Below are 17,264 nucleotides of genomic sequence, written 5' to 3'. Positions count from 1 at the left end.
CGTGGAGAACCTGATTGCGCTGCTGGTCGCGGCGCCCCTGCTCGGAGCGGCGGTCCTGCTGTGCGGCGGCCGTCGCCTGGACGCCGTCGGCCACTGGATCGGCACGGCCCTCGCCGCCTCCTCCTTCGTCATCGGTGCCGTGCTCTTCGCCGACATGCTCGGCAAGGACGCCGAACACCGGGCGATGACCCAGTACCTGTACAGTTGGATCCCCGTCGAGGGCTTCCAGGCGGACGTCGCCTTCCAGCTCGACCAGCTGTCGATGACGTTCGTCCTGCTGATCACCGGAGTCGGCTCGCTCATCCACGTGTACTCCATCGGGTACATGGAGCACGACGAGCGCCGCCGCCGCTTCTTCGGCTATCTGAACCTGTTCCTCGCGGCGATGCTGCTGCTGGTCCTCGCCGACAACTACCTCCTGCTGTACGTCGGCTGGGAGGGCGTCGGCCTCGCCTCGTACCTGCTGATCGGCTTCTGGCAGCACAAGCCCAGCGCCGCCACCGCGGCGAAGAAGGCGTTCCTGGTCAACCGCGTCGGCGACGTCGGGCTGTCCATCGCCATCATGCTGATGTTCACCACCTTCGGGACCTTCGCCTTCGGGCCGGTCCTCGGCGCAGTCGGCGAGACGAGCGAGGGCACGCTCACCGCGATCGCCCTGATGCTGCTGCTCGCCGCCTGCGGCAAGTCCGCCCAGGTGCCGCTGCAGTCCTGGCTCGGGGACGCGATGGAGGGCCCGACCCCGGTCTCCGCCCTCATCCACGCCGCGACCATGGTCACCGCGGGCGTCTACCTGATCGTCCGCTCCGCCGCCGTCTTCAACGGCGCCCCGGACGCCCAGCTCGTCACCACCGTCGTGGGCGCGGTCACGCTCCTCTTCGGTGCGATCGTCGGTTGCGCGAAGGACGACATCAAGAAGGCCCTCGCCGGATCGACGATGTCGCAGATCGGGTACATGGTGCTGGCGGCCGGCCTCGGCCCCGTCGGCTACGTCTTCGCGATCATGCACCTGGTGACGCACGGCTTCTTCAAGGCCGGGCTGTTCCTCGGCGCCGGCTCGGTCATGCACGGCATGAACGACGAGGTCGACATGCGCAAGTACGGCGGCCTGCGGACGTACATGCCGGTCACCTTCGTCACCTTCGGCCTCGGCTACCTCGCCATCATCGGCTTCCCGGGCCTGTCCGGCTTCTTCTCCAAGGACAAGATCATCGAGGCGGCGTTCGCCAAGGGCGGCACCGAGGGCTGGATCCTCGGCGGCGTGGCCCTGCTGGGCGCGGCCATCACCGCGTTCTACATGACGCGCGTGATGCTGATGACGTTCTTCGGCGAGGAGCGCTGGCGCAACCGGTCCACGGCCTCCCCGGCCGAGCCGGACGTGGAGCCCGCCGCCGAGCACCACGGCGCCCACGCCGAACCGCATCCGCACGAGTCCCCCAAGGTCATGACGATCCCCATGATCGTCCTGGCCGTCGGCTCGGTCTTCGGCGGCGCGTTCTTCAGCATCGGCGACCGCTTCATCCACTGGCTGGAGCCCGTCACCGACCACGCGCACGGACACCCGCCGATCAGCGCCGCCGCGATCACCACGGCCACCGTCGCCGTGATGGTCATCGGCGTCGGCCTCGCCTGGCTCCAGTACGGGCGCAGGCCCGTCCCCGTCGTCGCCCCGCGCGGATCGCTGCTCACCCGGGCCGCCCGGCGCGACCTCTACCAGGACGACTTCAACCACGTCGTCCTCGTCCGTGGCGGAGAGCACCTCACGCGCTCTCTCGTCTACGTCGACCACACCCTGGTCGACGGAGTCGTCAACGGTACGGCGGCCTCGATGGGCGGCCTCTCCGGGCGGCTGCGCCGGATCCAGAACGGCTATGCCCGCTCGTACGCGGTCTCGATGTTCGGCGGCGCTGCGATCCTCATCGCCGCGACCCTGCTGATGAGGGCGGTCTGATACCGATGTCCTTTCCTCTGCTGACAGCGACGGCGGCGCTCCCGGCCCTCGGGGCGATCGCCACGGCCGCCGTCCCGGCCCAGCGGCGCAACGCCGCGAAACTGCTGGCGCTGATCGTCTCGCTGGGCACGCTCGTGCTCGCCGCGATCATCGCGTTCCGCTTCGACCCGGGCGGCGACCGCTACCAGCTCACCGAGTCCCACGCCTGGATCGCGGACTTCGGCGTGCGGTACCAACTGGGCGTCGACGGCATCGCGGTGGCGCTGATCGGGCTCACCGCCCTGCTGATCCCGTTCATCATCGTCGCGGGCTGGCACGACGCCGACCCGCTGGAGACCGGCAGCAAGAGGTGGCGGCCGACGCAGGGCTTCTTCGCGCTGATCCTGGCCGTCGAGGCGATGGTGATCATCTCCTTCGAGGCCACCGACGTCTTCGTCTTCTACATCTTCTTCGAAGCCATGCTCATCCCGATGTACTTCCTCATCGGCGGCTTCGGCGACCGTGCCCACGAGCACGGCGAGGAGACGGCGGCCACCCAGCGCTCGTACGCTGCCGTGAAGTTCCTCCTCTACAACCTGGTCGGCGGCCTGATCATGCTGGCCGCGGTCATCGGCCTCTACGTGGTCGCGGGGAACTTCTCGCTCCCGGAGATCGCCGAGGCCCGCGCCAACGGCACGCTGGAGATGGCCACCACCACCGAGCGGTGGCTCTTCCTCGGCTTCTTCTTCGCCTTCGCGGTGAAGGCGCCGCTGTGGCCGCTGCACACCTGGCTGCCCAACGCCATGCAGGAGTCCACCGCCCCGGTCGCCGTCCTCATCACGGCCGTCGTCGACAAGGTCGGCACCTTCGCGATGCTCCGCTTCTGCCTCGGACTCTTCCCCGAGGCCAGCACATGGGCGACGCCCGCGATCCTCGTCCTGGCGCTGATCAGCATCATCTACGGGGCCCTGCTCGCCGTCGGCCAGCGCGACATCAAGCGGCTGGTGGCGTACGCGTCGATCTCGCACTTCGGCTTCATCATCCTGGGCATCTTCGCGATGACCAGCCAGGGCCAGTCCGGCGCGACGCTCTACATGGTCAACCACGGCATCTCGACGGCCGCCCTGATGCTGGTCGCCGGATTCCTGATCTCCCGGCGCGGGTCCCGGCTCATCGCCGACTACGGCGGAGTGCAGAAGGTCGCGCCGGTCCTCGCCGGCACCTTCCTGATCGGCGGCCTCGCGACGCTGTCGCTGCCCGGACTCGCCCCGTTCGTCAGCGAGTTCCTGGTCCTCGTCGGCACGTTCGCGCGCTACCCGGTGGTCGGGATCATCGCCACCGTCGGCATCGTCCTCGCCGCGCTCTACACCCTCGTCCTCTACCAGCGGACGATGACGGGCCCGGTGAAGGCCGAGGTCGAGGGGATGCCCGACCTCAGGGTGCGCGAGCTCGTGGTGGTCGCCCCGCTCGTCGTGCTGTTGATCTTCCTGGGTGTCTACCCGAAGCCGCTCACCGACATCGTCAACCCGGCGGTCGAGCACACCATGTCCGACGTCCAGAAGAAGGACCCCCAGCCCGAGGTGGAGGCGGCCAAGTGAGCGCATCAGCCGTCCACAGCCTGTGGACAACCGCGGCCGACCCGATCTCCAAGATCGAAGCGCCGAAGATCGAATACGGGCAATTGTCGCCCACCCTGATCGTCATCGGCGCGGCGATCATCGGAGTGCTGGTCGAGGCCTTCGTCCCGCGCAAGTCCCGCTACTACGTCCAGGTCTTCGTCTCCGTCGTCGCCCTCGCGGCCTCCTTCGCCGCCGTCGTCGCCCTCGCGGCGGGCGGCTACGGCACCACCAAGGCCGGCATCGCCGCCATGGGCGCCATCGCGGTCGACGGACCGGCCCTGTTCCTCCAGGGCACGATCCTCCTCGCCGGCATCCTCGGCGTCTTCACCTTCGCCGAACGCCGCCTCGACCCCGAGACCCACGGCAACAAGGTCGACTCCTTCGCCGCACAGGCCGCCTCCGTGCCCGGCAGCGACAGCGAGAAGGCCGCCGTCAAGGCCGGGTTCACCACCACCGAGGTCTTCCCGCTGCTGCTCTTCGCGATCGGCGGCATGCTGATCTTCCCGGCGGCCAACGACCTGCTGACCCTCTTCATCGCCCTGGAGGTCTTCTCCCTCCCGCTGTACCTGCTCTGCGCCGTGGCCCGCCGCAAGCGGCTCATGTCGCAGGAGGCCGCCGTCAAGTACTTCCTCCTCGGCGCCTTCGCCTCCGCCTTCACCCTCTTCGGCATCGCCCTGCTGTACGGCTACGCGGGCTCGGTGAAGTACGCGACGATCGCCCGGGTCGTCGACGGCACCATCGGCGACATCAACCCCACCCTCGCCGACACCATGGGCAACGACGCGCTGCTGCTCATCGGCGCCGCCATGCTCGTCATGGGCCTGCTGTTCAAGGTCGGCGCGGTGCCGTTCCACATGTGGACCCCCGACGTCTACCAGGGCGCGCCCACCCCGGTCACCGGCTTCATGGCGGCCGCGACCAAGGTGGCCGCGTTCGGCGCGCTGCTCCGGCTGCTGTACGTCGTCCTGCCCGGTCTGCGCTGGGACTGGCGGCCGGTCATGTGGGCCGTCGCCATCGTCACCATGCTGGCCGGCGCGATCGTCGCCATCACCCAGACCGACATCAAGCGACTGCTCGCCTACTCCTCGATCGCCCACGCCGGCTTCATCCTCGCCGGTGTCATCGCGGCCTCGCCCGACGGCGTCTCCTCGGTGCTGTTCTATCTGGGCGCCTACTCCTTCGTGACCATCGGCGCGTTCGCCGTGGTCACCCTGGTGCGGGACGCGGGCGGCGAGGCCACCCACCTGTCCAAGTGGGCCGGGCTCGGCCGCAGGTCCCCGCTGGTGGCGGCCGTCTTCGCGGTCTTCCTGCTGGCCTTCGCGGGCATCCCGCTGACCTCCGGGTTCGCGGGCAAGTTCGCCGTGTTCAAGGCGGCGGCCGAGGGCGGCGCGGGCGCGATCGTCGTGGTCGGTGTGATCTCCTCGGCCATCGCCGCGTTCTTCTACATCCGCGTCATCGTGCTCATGTTCTTCAGCGAGCCGCGCCCCGAGGGGCCGACGGTCGCCGTGCCGTCCCCGCTGACCATGACCGCGATCGCGGTCGGGGTCGCCGTCACCGTGGTGCTCGGTGTCGCCCCGCAGTACTTCCTGGACCTGGCGGGGCAGGCGGGCGTCTTCGTGCGGTAGCGCTCCGCTCGGTTGTTCGAGGATGGCGGGACCCGGTTTCGAAAGGAGCCGGGTCCCGCCCTTGTTCTCCGGCCCGGAGCCGCCGCATCCGGGTGGAGCCTGTGGATAACTCTGAGGCTGTCGGTGCGGGCGCCTATCGTGGCAGGGGCTGGAGGAACCACGACGGCACTGGACGCAAGGGTGCGGGGGACGGGGCCATGATCGGGACAGGCGGGACGAGTGTGATGGCGGACGAGGACAGGACCACCGGAGCGGACAGCGAGGCGCTGGCCGTGCTCCACCGGGTCTTCGGGTACGACGCCTTCCGGGGCGAGCAGGAAGCGGTCATCGAACATGTGGTCGCGGGCGGCGACGCCGTCGTCCTCATGCCGACCGGCGGCGGAAAGTCCCTCTGCTACCAGATCCCGTCCCTGGTCAGGACCGGTACGGGCATCGTGGTCTCCCCGCTGATCGCGCTGATGCAGGACCAGGTGGACGCCCTGCGGGCCCTGGGTGTGCGCGCCGGCTTCATCAACTCCACCCAGGATTTCGACGAGCGGCGCGTGGTCGAGGCGGAGTTCCTCGCGGGCGAGCTGGACCTGCTCTACCTCGCACCGGAGCGCCTGCGGCTCGACGCCACCCTCGATCTGCTCGGACGCGGCAAGATCTCGGTCTTCGCGATCGACGAGGCCCACTGCGTCTCCCAATGGGGCCACGACTTCCGGCCCGACTACCTCTCCCTCTCCCTCCTGGGCCGACGCTGGCCCGACGTGCCGCGCATCGCGCTCACCGCCACCGCCACCCGCGCCACCCACCGCGAGATCACCGAGCGGCTGGACATGCCCCGGGCCAGACACTTCGAAGCCAGCTTCGACCGGCCCAACATCCAGTACCGCATCGTGCCCAAGGCCGACCCGAAGAAGCAGCTCCTGTCCTTCCTGCGCCAGGAACACGCGGGCGACGCCGGCATCGTCTACTGCCTCTCCCGCAACTCCGTGGACAAGACCGCCGAGTTCCTCAGCAAGAACGGCGTCGAGGCGGTGCCGTACCACGCCGGCCTCGACGCGGGCACCCGCGCGGCCCACCAGTCACGCTTCCTGCGCGAGGAAGGGCTCGTCGTCGTCGCCACCATCGCCTTCGGCATGGGCATCGACAAACCCGACGTACGCTTCGTCGCCCACCTCGACCTGCCGAAGTCCGTCGAGGGCTACTACCAGGAGACCGGCCGCGCCGGCCGCGACGGACTGCCGTCCACAGCCTGGATGGCGTACGGCCTGAACGACGTCATACAGCAGCGCAAGATGATCCAGGGCAGCGAGGGCGACGAGGCGTTCCGCCGCCGGGCCGCCGCCCACCTGGACGCGATGCTGGCCCTCTGCGAGACCGCGCGCTGCCGCCGGGGCCAGCTCCTGCAGTACTTCGGCCAGGAACCCCGGGACGAGGGCTGCGGCAACTGCGACACCTGCCTCGTCCCGCCGGAGACCTGGGACGGCACCGTCGCCGCGCAGAAGGTGCTCTCCACCGTGGTGCGGCTCCAGCGCGAGCGCGGGCAGAAGTTCGGCGCCGTGCAGATCGTCGACATCCTGCTGGGGCGGCGCACCGCGAAGGTCATCCAGTTCGACCACGACCAGCTCTCCGTCTTCGGCATCGGCGAGGACCTGGCCGAGGGCGAATGGCGGGGCGTCGTACGGCAGTTGCTCGCGCAGGGACTCCTCGCGGTCGAGGGCGAGTACGGCACGCTCGTGCTCACCGAGGAGAGCGGGGCGGTGCTGCGGCGGGAGCGGGACGTGCCGCTGCGCAAGGAACCGAAGAAGCCGGCCACGACACGGTCGACGTCCGGCGGCTCCGGCTCGTCGGGCTCCGCCCGGGGCGACCGCAAGCCCAAGGCGGCGGCCGTCGAACTCTCCGACGACCTGCTCCCCGTCTTCGAGGCCCTGCGCGCCTGGCGCGCCGAACAGGCCCGCGAACAGGGCGTGCCCGCCTACGTCATCTTCCACGACGCCACCCTCCGCGAGATCGCGGCCACGGCGCCCGCCTCCGTCGCCGAACTCGGCACGATCAGCGGCATCGGCGAGAAGAAACTCGCGACGTACGGGGAGGGGGTGCTCGCGGTGCTGGCGTCGACGGGCGCGCCCCGGGACGGCGGCGCTTCCGCCGCCGCCTCCGACAGCGGCTCCACGGCCGCCGCCCCAGCCGGCGCGAAGGCCCCGGCACACGACGACTCGGCCGACGCGTCCGCCTACGACTGGCCGGCCGACGAACCGGAACCGGAGCCGGAGGACTGGGCGTAGGGGCAGATCAGGGACGCACGGGGGAGCGACCCGCCGCCGGGACCGGGTGCCGAGGGTCCGTCGCAGGGGATGGCGCCCGGCAGTGCGTCGGAGGGGAGGGACGACCATGGACGCGCAGGGCACGGCAGAGAAACTGCGGACGATCACCGAGGAGCTGTCGGAACGCTTCTACGAGCGGGCCGACGTCGTACGCACCCTGGTGGTGACCCTGCTGGCCGGGCAGCACTCGCTGTTGCTCGGCCCGCCCGGCACGGCGAAGTCCGAGATGGCCAGGGAACTCACCGGCAGGTTCGAGGGAGCCACCTACTGGGAGATCCTGCTGTCGAAGTTCACCGCGCCCACCAGGGTGTTCGGCCCCATCGACGTCGCGCGCTGACCCGGGGCGAGTACCGCCAGGTGTACGAGGGCCGCGCCACGACGGCGCATGTCGCGTTCATCGACGAGATCTTCAAGTGCTCCACGGCGGCGCTCAACGAGACGCTGGGCTACCTCAACGAGCGGATCTACCACCCCGAGAACGGCGGCGAGCCGATCCACTGCCCCCTGATCGGAGCCATCACGGCGAGCAACGAACTGCCCGTCGGAGAGGACTCGGCCGCGATCTACGCTTCCACAGGCCCACGGCGGCGCTGACGTCGCCTGGTTGCAGATAGTTGCGGGAGCGCTCGAGACGGATGATCTCGGACAGCGCACGCGAGGACAGGCCGTCGATGACCAGCCTTGCACCCGTTGTCCGGTGGCTGCCGGGGGCGCCGACACGGATCTGTCCTGGCCGTCTACGCGGCATGGACCTTTCGGTTCGTCGTCATGCGGCACATGGTGCCATGGTCTCGAAAATCCGCGCGAAGACCGGTTCCCCGGCCGGCGCACCGAAACCGCCCCGGCCCGGGTCGGGGCGACGCAGCACGACTATCCCAGCAAGGCGAGGGGCAAGTCGCGTCCGTCCAGGACATCCACCCAGGTGACGACTGAGTGGGACGGGTCAAGGCCCACCAGGAAGACCGCCTCATCTTCCTGCTCCAGCTCCATGACTGACGGAGTAGGCGTTCCCTTCGGAGCGGTCAACACATAGCCACGGCAGACACCGTGGAAGGGCAAGTCCGCGACCGAGTCTGCGATCGGATCTCCTGGAGACGCCTCACGCAGCAGTCTTACGACGTCCTTCACGAGATCGGGACAGACATCCCCCAGACGCGGCAAGCCCTTCGTATGACTCGTGTCCGACTCCATGTCGTGGAGCATGCCACCCCGGCCAGTCACGCACATCTGCTCCGAGTCGACGTCGAACGACAAGCTCACAGCGCGCGGGACGCGTACGCCCTGACGTCGGCGTCGGAGTCCTTCGTGGCGGTGGTGAGGGCGGTGCGGGCGGCTTCGGTGGTGGTGTGGCGGGTGAGGGAGAGGACGGCGGCCTTGCGGACGTCGGCGTTGGGGTCCGAGAGAGCCTCCGTGAGGGCGGGGACGGCCACGGCCGTGGTCGCGGTGGACAGGGCGGTGGCGGCGCCGGCCCGGACCTGCCAGGCGGGGTCGTCGAGGGCGGTCACGGCCTCGGCGGCGAGCGCGGGCGGGCAGCCGACGGTGCCCAGCGCGCCGTAGGCGGCGGCGCGGACCAGGGCGTCGGGGTCGGTGGTGAGGGTGGTCAGCGCGGTCAGTACCGCGGCGGAGGGAAGGGAGGCGGTGCGGGCCGCGGACACTGTGGCCAGGGCCTTGGCGAGGGTGACGCGTACCTCGCGGGACGGGTCGGTGGTGGCCGCGTGCGCCAGTTCGGCGGTCGCGTCGACCGAGACGAGGGCGCGTACGGCCTCGATGCGGACGGTGAGGTCGGCGTCCGTCAGGGAGGCGGCGTACAGGGCGGTGTCGCCTAGGCCCAGGGCGCGCAGGAGGTCCAGGGCGGCGGCGCGGACGACCGGGTCGGGCTCGGTCAGGGCCGCGGCGAGGCCGTCGCGGAGGGCGGGGTCGGGCGGGAGCGTCTCGACGAGCTCGCGGAGCGAGGCCGCGGCGGCGGACCGGACTTCGGGGGCGCTGTCGCGGAGCGCCTCGGCGAGGGCCGAGCCGGTGCCCGGCGGGAGCGTCTCCGTGAGGACGGCGACCGCCTCGCGCCGGACGGCGGGCGCCGGGTCGGCCAAGTAGGGCCGCAGGGCGTCGAGTTCGGGCTGCTCCTCGGCGAGGGCGACGAGTTCGAGGAGGCGGGCGGAGGAGGCTTGGGGGGTGGGGTGGGAGGGGAGGGGGAGGGCCCCCCTCCCGGATTCGGTCGCACCCGCACCCGCAGCGCCACCCGCACCCACACCCACACCGTCCCCTACACCGCCACCCGCACCCGCCCCCTCCGCCGTGACCGCCACCGGTGCCACCTCCCGCGAACCCGCCGTGGCCACGTTCTCCGCGTGGACCTCGCCCAGGTGGCGGGAGGGGCCGCCGACGGGGGTGAACTCCTCGATGGGGACGAGGTAGGGGGCGACGGGGCGGGCGGTGAACTCCATGGCGCCGGAGGGGGACTTGCGCAGGTCGAGGTGGTGGAACCAGGAGGCGTCGTCGCGCTGGGGGTGGTCGAGGCGGTCGTGGTAGAGGCCCCAGCGGGACTCGGTGCGGGCCAGGGAGGCGCGGGCGGCCATCTCGGCGCAGTCGCGGATGAAGGAGACCTCGGCGCAGCGCATCAGCTCGTGCGGGGTGCGGGCCCCCATCTCGGCGATGTCGCCGCGCATCCGCTCGAAGGCGTCGAGGGCGAGGGAGAGGCGGGAGCCGGACTTCGGGGGCGCCACGTAGTCGTTGACGAAGCGGCGCAGCTTGTACTCGACCTGGGGCTGCGGGGGACCGTCGGGGTTGCGCAGCGGACGGTAGATCAGCTCGTGGGCATCCCGGAGCTGGTCGAGCGGCAGGTCGCCCTCGTAGGGGGTGTACCGGGCGGCGTCCGCGCCCGCGAGGTCGCCGAAGACGAAGGCGCCGATCATGTAGTTGTGGGGGACGCAGGCGAGGTCGCCGGCCGCGTAGAGGCGGGGCACGGTCGTGCGGGCGTGGTCGTCCACCCGGACGCCCGAGGCGGAGTGGCCGCCGCACAGGCCGATCTCCGAGATGTGCATCTCGATGTCGTGGGTGCGGTAGTCGTGGCCGCGACCGGCGTGGAAGGTCCCCCGGGTCGGGCGCTCGGTCGTGTGCAGGATCGACTCCAGGGCGGAGACGGACTCCTCCGGGAGGTGGCTCAGCTTGAGGTAGACCGGGGCGCGGTCGGAGGCGATCTCGGCGGCGAACTCGGCCATCATCTGGCCGGACCAGTAGTCCGAGTCGACGAAGCGTTCGCCGTGCCGGTTGACCTGGTAGCCGCCGAAGGGGTTGGCGACGTAGGCGCAGGCGGGGCCGTTGTAGTCCTTGATCAGCGGGTTGATCTGGAAGCACTCGATGCCGGTGAGTTCGGCGCCCGCGTGGTAGGCCATGGCGTAGCCGTCGCCCGCGTTGGTGGGGTTCTCGTAGGTGCCGTAGAGGTAGCCGGAGGCGGGCAGACCGAGCCGGCCGCACGCGCCGGTCGCGAGGATCACGGCTCCGGCGCGCACGGTGACGAACGCGCCGGTGCGGGTGTTGAAGCCCGCGGCGCCCACCGCCCGCCGGTCCTCGCCCTCGCCGGCCGTCAGCACGCGCACCGGCATCACCCGGTTCTCGATGCGGATCCTCTCCCGCATCTCCCGGCGCCGGAGTTGGCGGTAGAGGACCTTCTTGACGTCCTTGCCCTCCGGCATCGGCAGCACGTACGACCCCGAGCGGTGCACCTGGCGGACGGCGTACTCGTTGTGCTCGTCCTTCTCGAACTTCACTCCGTACGACTCCAGCCGCCGGACCATGTCGTAGCCGCGGGTGGCGGTCTGGCGGACCGTGGACTGGTCGACGATGCCGTCGTTGGCGCGGGTGATCTCGGCGACGTAGTCGTCGGGTTCGGCGCGGCCGGGGATGACGGCGTTGTTCACGCCGTCCATGCCCATGGCGAGGGCGCCGGAGTGGCGGACGTGGGCCTTCTCCAGGAGCAGGACGTCCTTGCCGTGCTCGGCTGCGGTCAGGGCCGCCATGGTGCCGGCGGTGCCGCCGCCGATGACGAGGACGTCGCAGGTCAGCTCCTCGGCGTCGGAGAGCGCCGGGATCGTGAGGGGGGTCTCCACCGTGTCCACCGGGGTGCCTTTCGGGTGCTCTGATGTGCTGATGCGCGGGTGCTCGGTCGCTCAGTCGCCGAGCGAGGTCAGGACGTCGCGGCGCAGGGCCGCGCGGGCCGGGTCGTCGTGGGCGGCGCGGTCGCGGGGGCGCGGGACGTCCCGTACGGCGGTGAGCCGGCCGGAGCCGAGGAGGGCCACGCGGTCGCCGAGGAACAGGGCCTCGTCCACGTCGTGGGTGACGAAGACGACGGTCGCGCCCGTGCCCCGCAACACCTCCACCAGCAGGTCCTGCATCCCGGCGCGGGTCTGTGCGTCCAGCGCGCCGAACGGCTCGTCCATCAGGACGGCGCGGGGGCGTCCGGCGAGGGCGCGGGCCAGTTGTGCGCGCTGGCGCTGTCCGCCGGAGACGCGGTGCGGCAGCTGCCGGGCGTACTCGGCGAGCCCCACCCGGGACAGCCATGCCTCAGCCTGCGTACGGCGTTCGGCGCGGGGCAGACCACGGATGGCGAGCGGGAGTTCGACGTTGGCGCGCAGGGTGCGCCAGGGCAGGAGGGCATCCTCCTGGAAGACGAGGGCGCGTTCGGCGGACGGGCCGGTCAGCGGGGCCCCGTCCTGGGTGATCTCTCCGGCGAGCGTCGGCAGCAGGCCCGCCAGGGTGCGCAGCAGGGTCGACTTGCCGCAGCCGGACGGTCCGACGACGGTGAGGATCTCGCCGGGGGCCACGTCCAGGCCGACGTCCGTCAGGGCGACGGCGTCGGGGCGGCCCAGGTCGGCGGAGCGCAGGGTGAGGCGGGTGCCGCGCCCGGGGGCGGGTGTCCGCTGCTCCTCGACGGCCGGCGTCGGCGCCGGTATCTGCGCGCGGACCTGGGCCCGGGTCTCAGACGAGGTGCTCATCACGTGCCTCCTCGGGCTCGGCCGTGGCAGGGGCGGTGGCCGTGGGAGCGGCCTGCGGTGCGGTGGTCCGCGGCACCCGGGGGCGGGCGGCGGGGGCGGCCGACGTACGGGGCAGCCAGTGGGTCAGCCGGCGGCCGACCAGCTCCACGGCGGTCGATGTCAGCCAGCCCAGCACCCCGATCGTGGCCATGCCGACGAAGACACCGGGGTAGTTGACGACGGTGTAGTCCTGCCAGGTGCGGTAACCGACGCCGTACTGCCCGGAGATCATCTCGGCGGAGATCACACAGATCCACGAGACCCCGATGCCGACCGACAGCCCGCCGAAGATGCCCGGCAGCGCGCCCGGCAGGACCACCGAGCCGAGCACCCGCCACCGGCCGCCGCCCATGGTGCGGACCGCCTCCTCCCACACCGGGGTGAGGGCGCGCACCGCGTGGCGGGTGGAGACCAGCACGGGGAAGAACGCGGCGGTGAAGGTGATGAAGACGATGCCCTGCTCGTTGGAGGGGAACAGCAGGATCGCCACCGGGACCAGGGCGATCGCCGGGATGGGCCGGACCACCTCCAGGACCGGCCCGAGCAGGTCCTCGGCCAGGCGTGAGCGGGCGACGAGGATCCCGACGGCCACCCCCGCCACCGCCGCCAGCAGGAAGCCGGTCAGGATGCGGGTGAGGCTGTCGGTCAGGTCGGTCCAGTAGTCCGGCCCGGTGACCCGGTCCGCGAAGGCGTGCGCCACGTCGGTGACCGTCGGGAACTGCGAGAAGCGCAGCCACACGTCGACGTCCAGGCTGGTCAGCAGCTGCCAGAGGCCGAGGGCGGCGATCAGGGACAGCGCGCGCAGGGCGTAGCGGACGGCGGGCCGGGAGCCGGGGCTCCGTACGCGCCGGGCGCCGGTTTTCGCGGGGCGGCTCACGACGCCCGCTCCAGGGCGGCGGCGTAGGTGACGACCTCGGCGCCGTCGTGCCCGGCGACGTACGCCTTCGCCGTGGCCGGGGCGACGAAGGGCAGGAGCCGGTCGCCGTCCGCGACCCACACCGCCTTGTCGGCGAACCACTGGGTGCCGGTCGTGGCGTCCGGCACGTACGCGGCGCGGATCCCGTCCTTGTGTCCGGCGACGTAGGCGAGGAGTTCGGTGGGTGTCTTGAAGTCCACGGTCTTCGTGGCGCCCTTGGGCCAGACCTCAGCGGCGGCGGGCGCGGGGGAGGCGGCGAGCCTCTTGGTGTAGGACGCGCCCAGCGCCTTGCGTACGTACCGGTCGTCGACGAACGCGTCCACGTCCACGTCGCCCGTCAGCTTCGCGGCCTTGAGGATCGGCACGTCCTTCTTCAGGGCGGCGATCAGCGCGGGCTTGAGCGAGGGGTCGAAGGTCGCGATGCCGTGCGCGCCGTTGTAGAGGTAGACGACCTCGGCCGGCAGGCCCGTGGCGTCGGCGACCTTCTCGGCGGCCTCGACGGGGTGCTCGCCGAGATAGTCCGTGGCCCTGGCCTGGGCCTTGAGGAAGGCCTCCAGCACCACCGGCCGCTGCTGCGCGAAGTCCTCGCGCGCGGTCACACCGTGGAAGGTGGGCAGATCCAGCTGCGCCCCGTCGTACAGGGCCTTCGCCTTGCCCTGGTACGTCAGCAGTCCGGGCCACGCCACGAACTGCGACAGCGCGTCCGCACTGCCCGCGGTGAGCGAGGAGGCGCCGACCGCCGGCTGCTGGTTGAGCTTCTCGATGTCCTTGTCGGCGTCGAGACCGGCGTCCCGCAGCGCCCGTACGAGGGTGCCGTCGGCCGCCGACCCGACGCTCGTCGAGACCTTCTTGCCCTTCAGGTCGGCCAGCGTGCTCAAGCGGGAGTCGGGCGCCGTGACGATGGTGTTGAGCCCGCCCCGGAGGTTGTAGCCGGTGGCCGCGACCAGCCGGGTGGGCTTGCCGAGCTGCTTGCCGCGGGCGGCGTTGAGCAGCAGCGGGAAGTCGCCCATCGAGCCGATGTCTATCTTCCCGGCGGTCATCTGCGCGGTGATCGGGGCGCCGGTCGCGTAGTCCTGCCAGTCGACCTTGTACGTGGTCTTCCCGCCCAGCGCGTTCAGCTCGTCCTCGAAGTAGCCGAGGGAGCGCAGCAGGGTGCCGGCGGTGACGGTGTTGATGGTCTTCGACTGGTAGCCGACGGTCACGGTGACGGTCCCGCCGTCCGCCGCGCTGCCGCTGCCCGTGCCGCAGCCGGCCAGGGCCAGCGGCAGCAGGAGGGCGGCGGGCAGGACGAATCCTCTGTTCTTCATGGGAGTGCGGACCTCTCGGCGATCTCAGCGGAGCAGATAGGGCATGTTGACCGTGACGGCGCCGGTGGGGCACCGGGCCGCGCACGGGCCGCAGTACCAGCACTCGTCGACGTGCATGTAGGCCTTGCCGTTGCTCTCGTCGATGGCCAGGGAGTCCAGCGGGCACATGTCCACACAGAGGGTGCAGCCGTCGATGCACTTCGACTCGTCGATGGTCACGGGCACGTCGGCCCGCTGGGGCGCCAAAGCCATGGCTGTCTCCAGGGAGGGGCGGAACAGGGGATCACGGAGTCACCGTGAGCGGTGCAGCAGGCCGCTCATCGAGATGCGGTCGCCGCGGAAGCGGATGAACTCCAGGTCGACGGGCCGGCCGTCGGCGAGGTGCGTGAGCCGTTCCAGCATCAGGACGGCGGAGCCGCGCGGGGCTTCGAGCACGGCGGCGGAGTGGGTGTCGGCGTTCACCGCCTCCAGGGTGATCTCGGCGTGCCCCAGGGGCAGGCCGGTGATCGCCTCCAGCAGGCGGAAGACGTCGGTGTTCTCCAGGTCGGCGCCGAGGAGCGCCGTGCCGAGGTCGAGGGGGCCGAGGGTGAGCGGGATGTAGGTGAGGTCGAGGGAGAGGGGGAGGCCGTTGAGCCGGCGCAGACGTTCGATGTAGAGGACGTCGGTGCCGGGCGGGACGTGCAGACGGTCGGCCACGGGGGTGGGGGCCGGGGCGGGGCCCATGGTGCGGACCTCGTTGGTGACCGTGCCGTGTTCGCGGAGGGTTTCCGCGAGGCCCATCAGACGGTCCAGGCCATGGGGGTACTTCCGGGCGACGACGACGGTGCCGACGCCCGGGAACCGTTCCACCAGGCCCTCGGCGCGCAGCAGGTCCAGGGCCTCGCGCACGGTGTTGCGGGTGGCGCGGTAGTCGGTGGCGAGGGTGGACTCATGGGGAAGGGTGCCGTCCGCGAAGCCGCCGCTGAGGAGCTGACGGCGCAGCAGATCGGCGAGCTGCCGTGCCTGGTCCGCCCGCAGCCGACGCCGCGCGCGGTGGGCGGCGACGGTGGTCGCGCCCTGCCCGGCGTGGTCCCGGATGCGGTCGGTGGATGGCATGTTTCGAACCATACCGAAACGGTGGGGAAAGAAATGTTGCCGGAGTGTTGCGCCATCTGAGGAGGTGTCGAAGGCGGTGCTGACCTGCGCTTACGTGGGGGCGGGCGCAAGATCTGCCACCGGCTTGTCCAAGGGGTGGGAATGCGGCTCCGGTGGCTGGGATGTGCCGGTCTACTCCCGGGCCGCCACCACCCTCCCCCTGACCTCGCCCAGCCCCACCTTCGTGCCGCCCGGCCCCGGGGCCCACGCCGTGAGCGTCACCTCGTCGCCGTCCTCCAGGAACGTCCGCCTGCCGGTGGGAAGGTCGAGCGGGTCGCGCCCGTTCCAGGTGAGTTCCAGCAGTGAGCCGCGCTGGTCGGGGGCGGCCCCGCTGACCGTGCCGGAGCCGTAGAGATCGCCCGTGCGCAGCGACGCGCCGTTGACCGTCATGTGGGCCAACTGCTGCGCGGCCGTCCAGTACATCGTGGCGAAGGGCGGCTCCGAGACGACATGCCCGTCGACCGCGACGCTGATCCGCAGGTCGTACCCCCCGGGGTCGACGTCCGGCGCGGAGTCGTCCAGGTAGGGCAGCAGCGGATGCGTGCGCTCCGGCGGTGACACCCGCGCCTCCTCCAGCGCCTCCAGCGGCGTGACCCAGGCCGAGACCGACGTGGCGAACGACTTCCCGAGGAACGGTCCGAGCGGCACGTACTCCCAGGCCTGGAGATCACGCGCCGACCAGTCGTTGAGGAGGCACACCCCGAAGACGTGGTCGCGGAACTCGTCCAGCCCCACCGGCCGCCCCCGCTCGGACGGCACCCCCACCACGAACCCGACCTCCGCCTCGATGTCGAGCCGTACGGACGGCCCGAACACCGGCGCCGGATCGGCCGGCGCCTTGCGCTGCCCGGCCGGCCGCACCACCTCCGTGCCGGACACCACGACCGTGCCGGACCGGCCGTGGTAACCGATGGGCAGGTGCTTCCAGTTGGGCGTCAGCGGATCCGGGGCGTCGGGGCGGAAGATGCTGCCGACGTTCCGGGCGTGGTTCTCGGAGGCGTAGAAGTCGACGTAGTCGGCCACCTCGAACGGCAGGTGCAGGGTCACCGAGGACAGCGGGTGGAAGTGCGGCGCGATCGTCTCCCGGTGCGAGGGCACCGTCACCCACGCCGTCAGGGCCCGCCTGAGGTCCGACCAGGCCGTGCGGCCCGCCGCGAGCAGGGGGTTCAGCGTGGGGTGCGCCAGCAGCGCGGCGTACGGGGAGCCGAGGGCGTGCGCCGCCGCCGCGGCGTCGAGGACATGGTCGCCGAGCCGGACCCCGACGGTACGAGGGGCTCCGGGCGCGCCGATGGAGAAGACACCGTAGGGGAGGTTGTGCGGCCCGAAGGGGTGGCCCTCGGGGACGTCGAAGGGGTGACCCTCGGGGACATCGTCGGTGACATCGAAGGGGGGCATCGGGT

11 protein-coding genes and 1 pseudogene are annotated in these 17,264 nt (G+C 71.4%); 5 read left to right on the top strand and 7 right to left on the bottom strand.

What is annotated here, in order from left to right; translation table 11 throughout:
• The first annotated feature begins 1 nt into the window (after nucleotide 1).
• The 5 genes and pseudogenes from nuoL to ACZ52C_RS08945 form a co-directional block, all read left to right on the top strand.
• Complete coding sequence (gene nuoL, locus ACZ52C_RS08965) at nucleotides 2–1,948, top strand: NADH-quinone oxidoreductase subunit L (protein WP_469074048.1); 1,947 nt, start codon at nucleotides 2–4, stop codon at nucleotides 1,946–1,948.
• Nucleotides 1,949–1,953: 5 nt separating this feature from the next.
• Nucleotides 1,954–3,525 (top strand): NADH-quinone oxidoreductase subunit M, encoded by a 1,572-nt coding sequence (locus tag ACZ52C_RS08960; protein WP_469074047.1) that lies wholly within the window; start codon nucleotides 1,954–1,956, stop codon nucleotides 3,523–3,525.
• Nucleotides 3,522–5,171 carry an NADH-quinone oxidoreductase subunit NuoN gene (gene nuoN / locus ACZ52C_RS08955; RefSeq protein ID WP_469074046.1) on the top strand — a complete coding sequence of 550 codons (1,650 nt, stop codon included), beginning with the start codon at nucleotides 3,522–3,524 and terminating at the stop codon, nucleotides 5,169–5,171. The genes ACZ52C_RS08960 and nuoN overlap by 4 nt, the downstream gene beginning before the upstream one ends.
• Before the next feature lie 197 nt (nucleotides 5,172–5,368).
• Nucleotides 5,369–7,441: a DNA helicase RecQ gene (gene recQ, locus ACZ52C_RS08950; protein ID WP_469074045.1), complete on the top strand. Its 2,073-nt coding sequence runs from the start codon at nucleotides 5,369–5,371 to the stop codon at nucleotides 7,439–7,441.
• 106 nt (nucleotides 7,442–7,547) lie between these two features.
• A pseudogene (locus ACZ52C_RS08945) lies at nucleotides 7,548–8,047 on the top strand (AAA family ATPase); the annotation flags it as partial.
• Between the two features lie 689 nt (nucleotides 8,048–8,736).
• Here the strand turns inward: ACZ52C_RS08945 and ACZ52C_RS08940 are convergent.
• From ACZ52C_RS08940 to fahA, 7 genes are all read right to left on the bottom strand, one after another.
• Complete coding sequence (locus ACZ52C_RS08940) at nucleotides 8,737–11,592, bottom strand: fumarate reductase/succinate dehydrogenase flavoprotein subunit (RefSeq protein WP_469074044.1); 2,856 nt, start codon at nucleotides 11,590–11,592, stop codon at nucleotides 8,737–8,739.
• A gap of 51 nt (nucleotides 11,593–11,643) precedes the next feature.
• Nucleotides 11,644–12,468, bottom strand: a complete 825-nt coding sequence (locus tag ACZ52C_RS08935) for an ABC transporter ATP-binding protein (RefSeq protein ID WP_469074043.1) — start codon at nucleotides 12,466–12,468, stop codon at nucleotides 11,644–11,646.
• Nucleotides 12,452–13,384: an ABC transporter permease gene (locus tag ACZ52C_RS08930; RefSeq protein WP_469074042.1), complete on the bottom strand. Its 933-nt coding sequence runs from the start codon at nucleotides 13,382–13,384 to the stop codon at nucleotides 12,452–12,454. Before ACZ52C_RS08930 ends, ACZ52C_RS08935 begins: the two co-directional genes overlap by 17 nt.
• A complete protein-coding gene (locus tag ACZ52C_RS08925) occupies nucleotides 13,381–14,730 on the bottom strand; it encodes an ABC transporter substrate-binding protein (protein ID WP_469074041.1) in 1,350 nt (449 codons plus the stop codon). The genes ACZ52C_RS08930 and ACZ52C_RS08925 overlap by 4 nt, the downstream gene beginning before the upstream one ends.
• A gap of 24 nt (nucleotides 14,731–14,754) precedes the next feature.
• Nucleotides 14,755–14,982 (bottom strand): 4Fe-4S dicluster domain-containing protein, encoded by a 228-nt coding sequence (locus ACZ52C_RS08920; RefSeq protein WP_030379773.1) that lies wholly within the window; start codon nucleotides 14,980–14,982, stop codon nucleotides 14,755–14,757.
• Nucleotides 14,983–15,021: 39 nt separating this feature from the next.
• A complete protein-coding gene (locus tag ACZ52C_RS08915) occupies nucleotides 15,022–15,825 on the bottom strand; it encodes a GntR family transcriptional regulator (protein ID WP_045559370.1) in 804 nt (267 codons plus the stop codon).
• A gap of 171 nt (nucleotides 15,826–15,996) precedes the next feature.
• On the bottom strand, nucleotides 15,997–17,259 hold the full coding sequence (gene fahA / locus ACZ52C_RS08910) for a fumarylacetoacetase (RefSeq protein ID WP_469074040.1): 1,263 nt from the start codon (nucleotides 17,257–17,259) through the stop codon (nucleotides 15,997–15,999).
• Nucleotides 17,260–17,264 lie beyond the last annotated feature (5 nt).

It is taken from the genome of Streptomyces sp. NPDC034049, assembly GCF_055575575.1.
The sequence above is the reverse complement of the archived record's forward strand: the minus strand, read 5'-3'. Positions and strand labels throughout refer to the sequence as shown.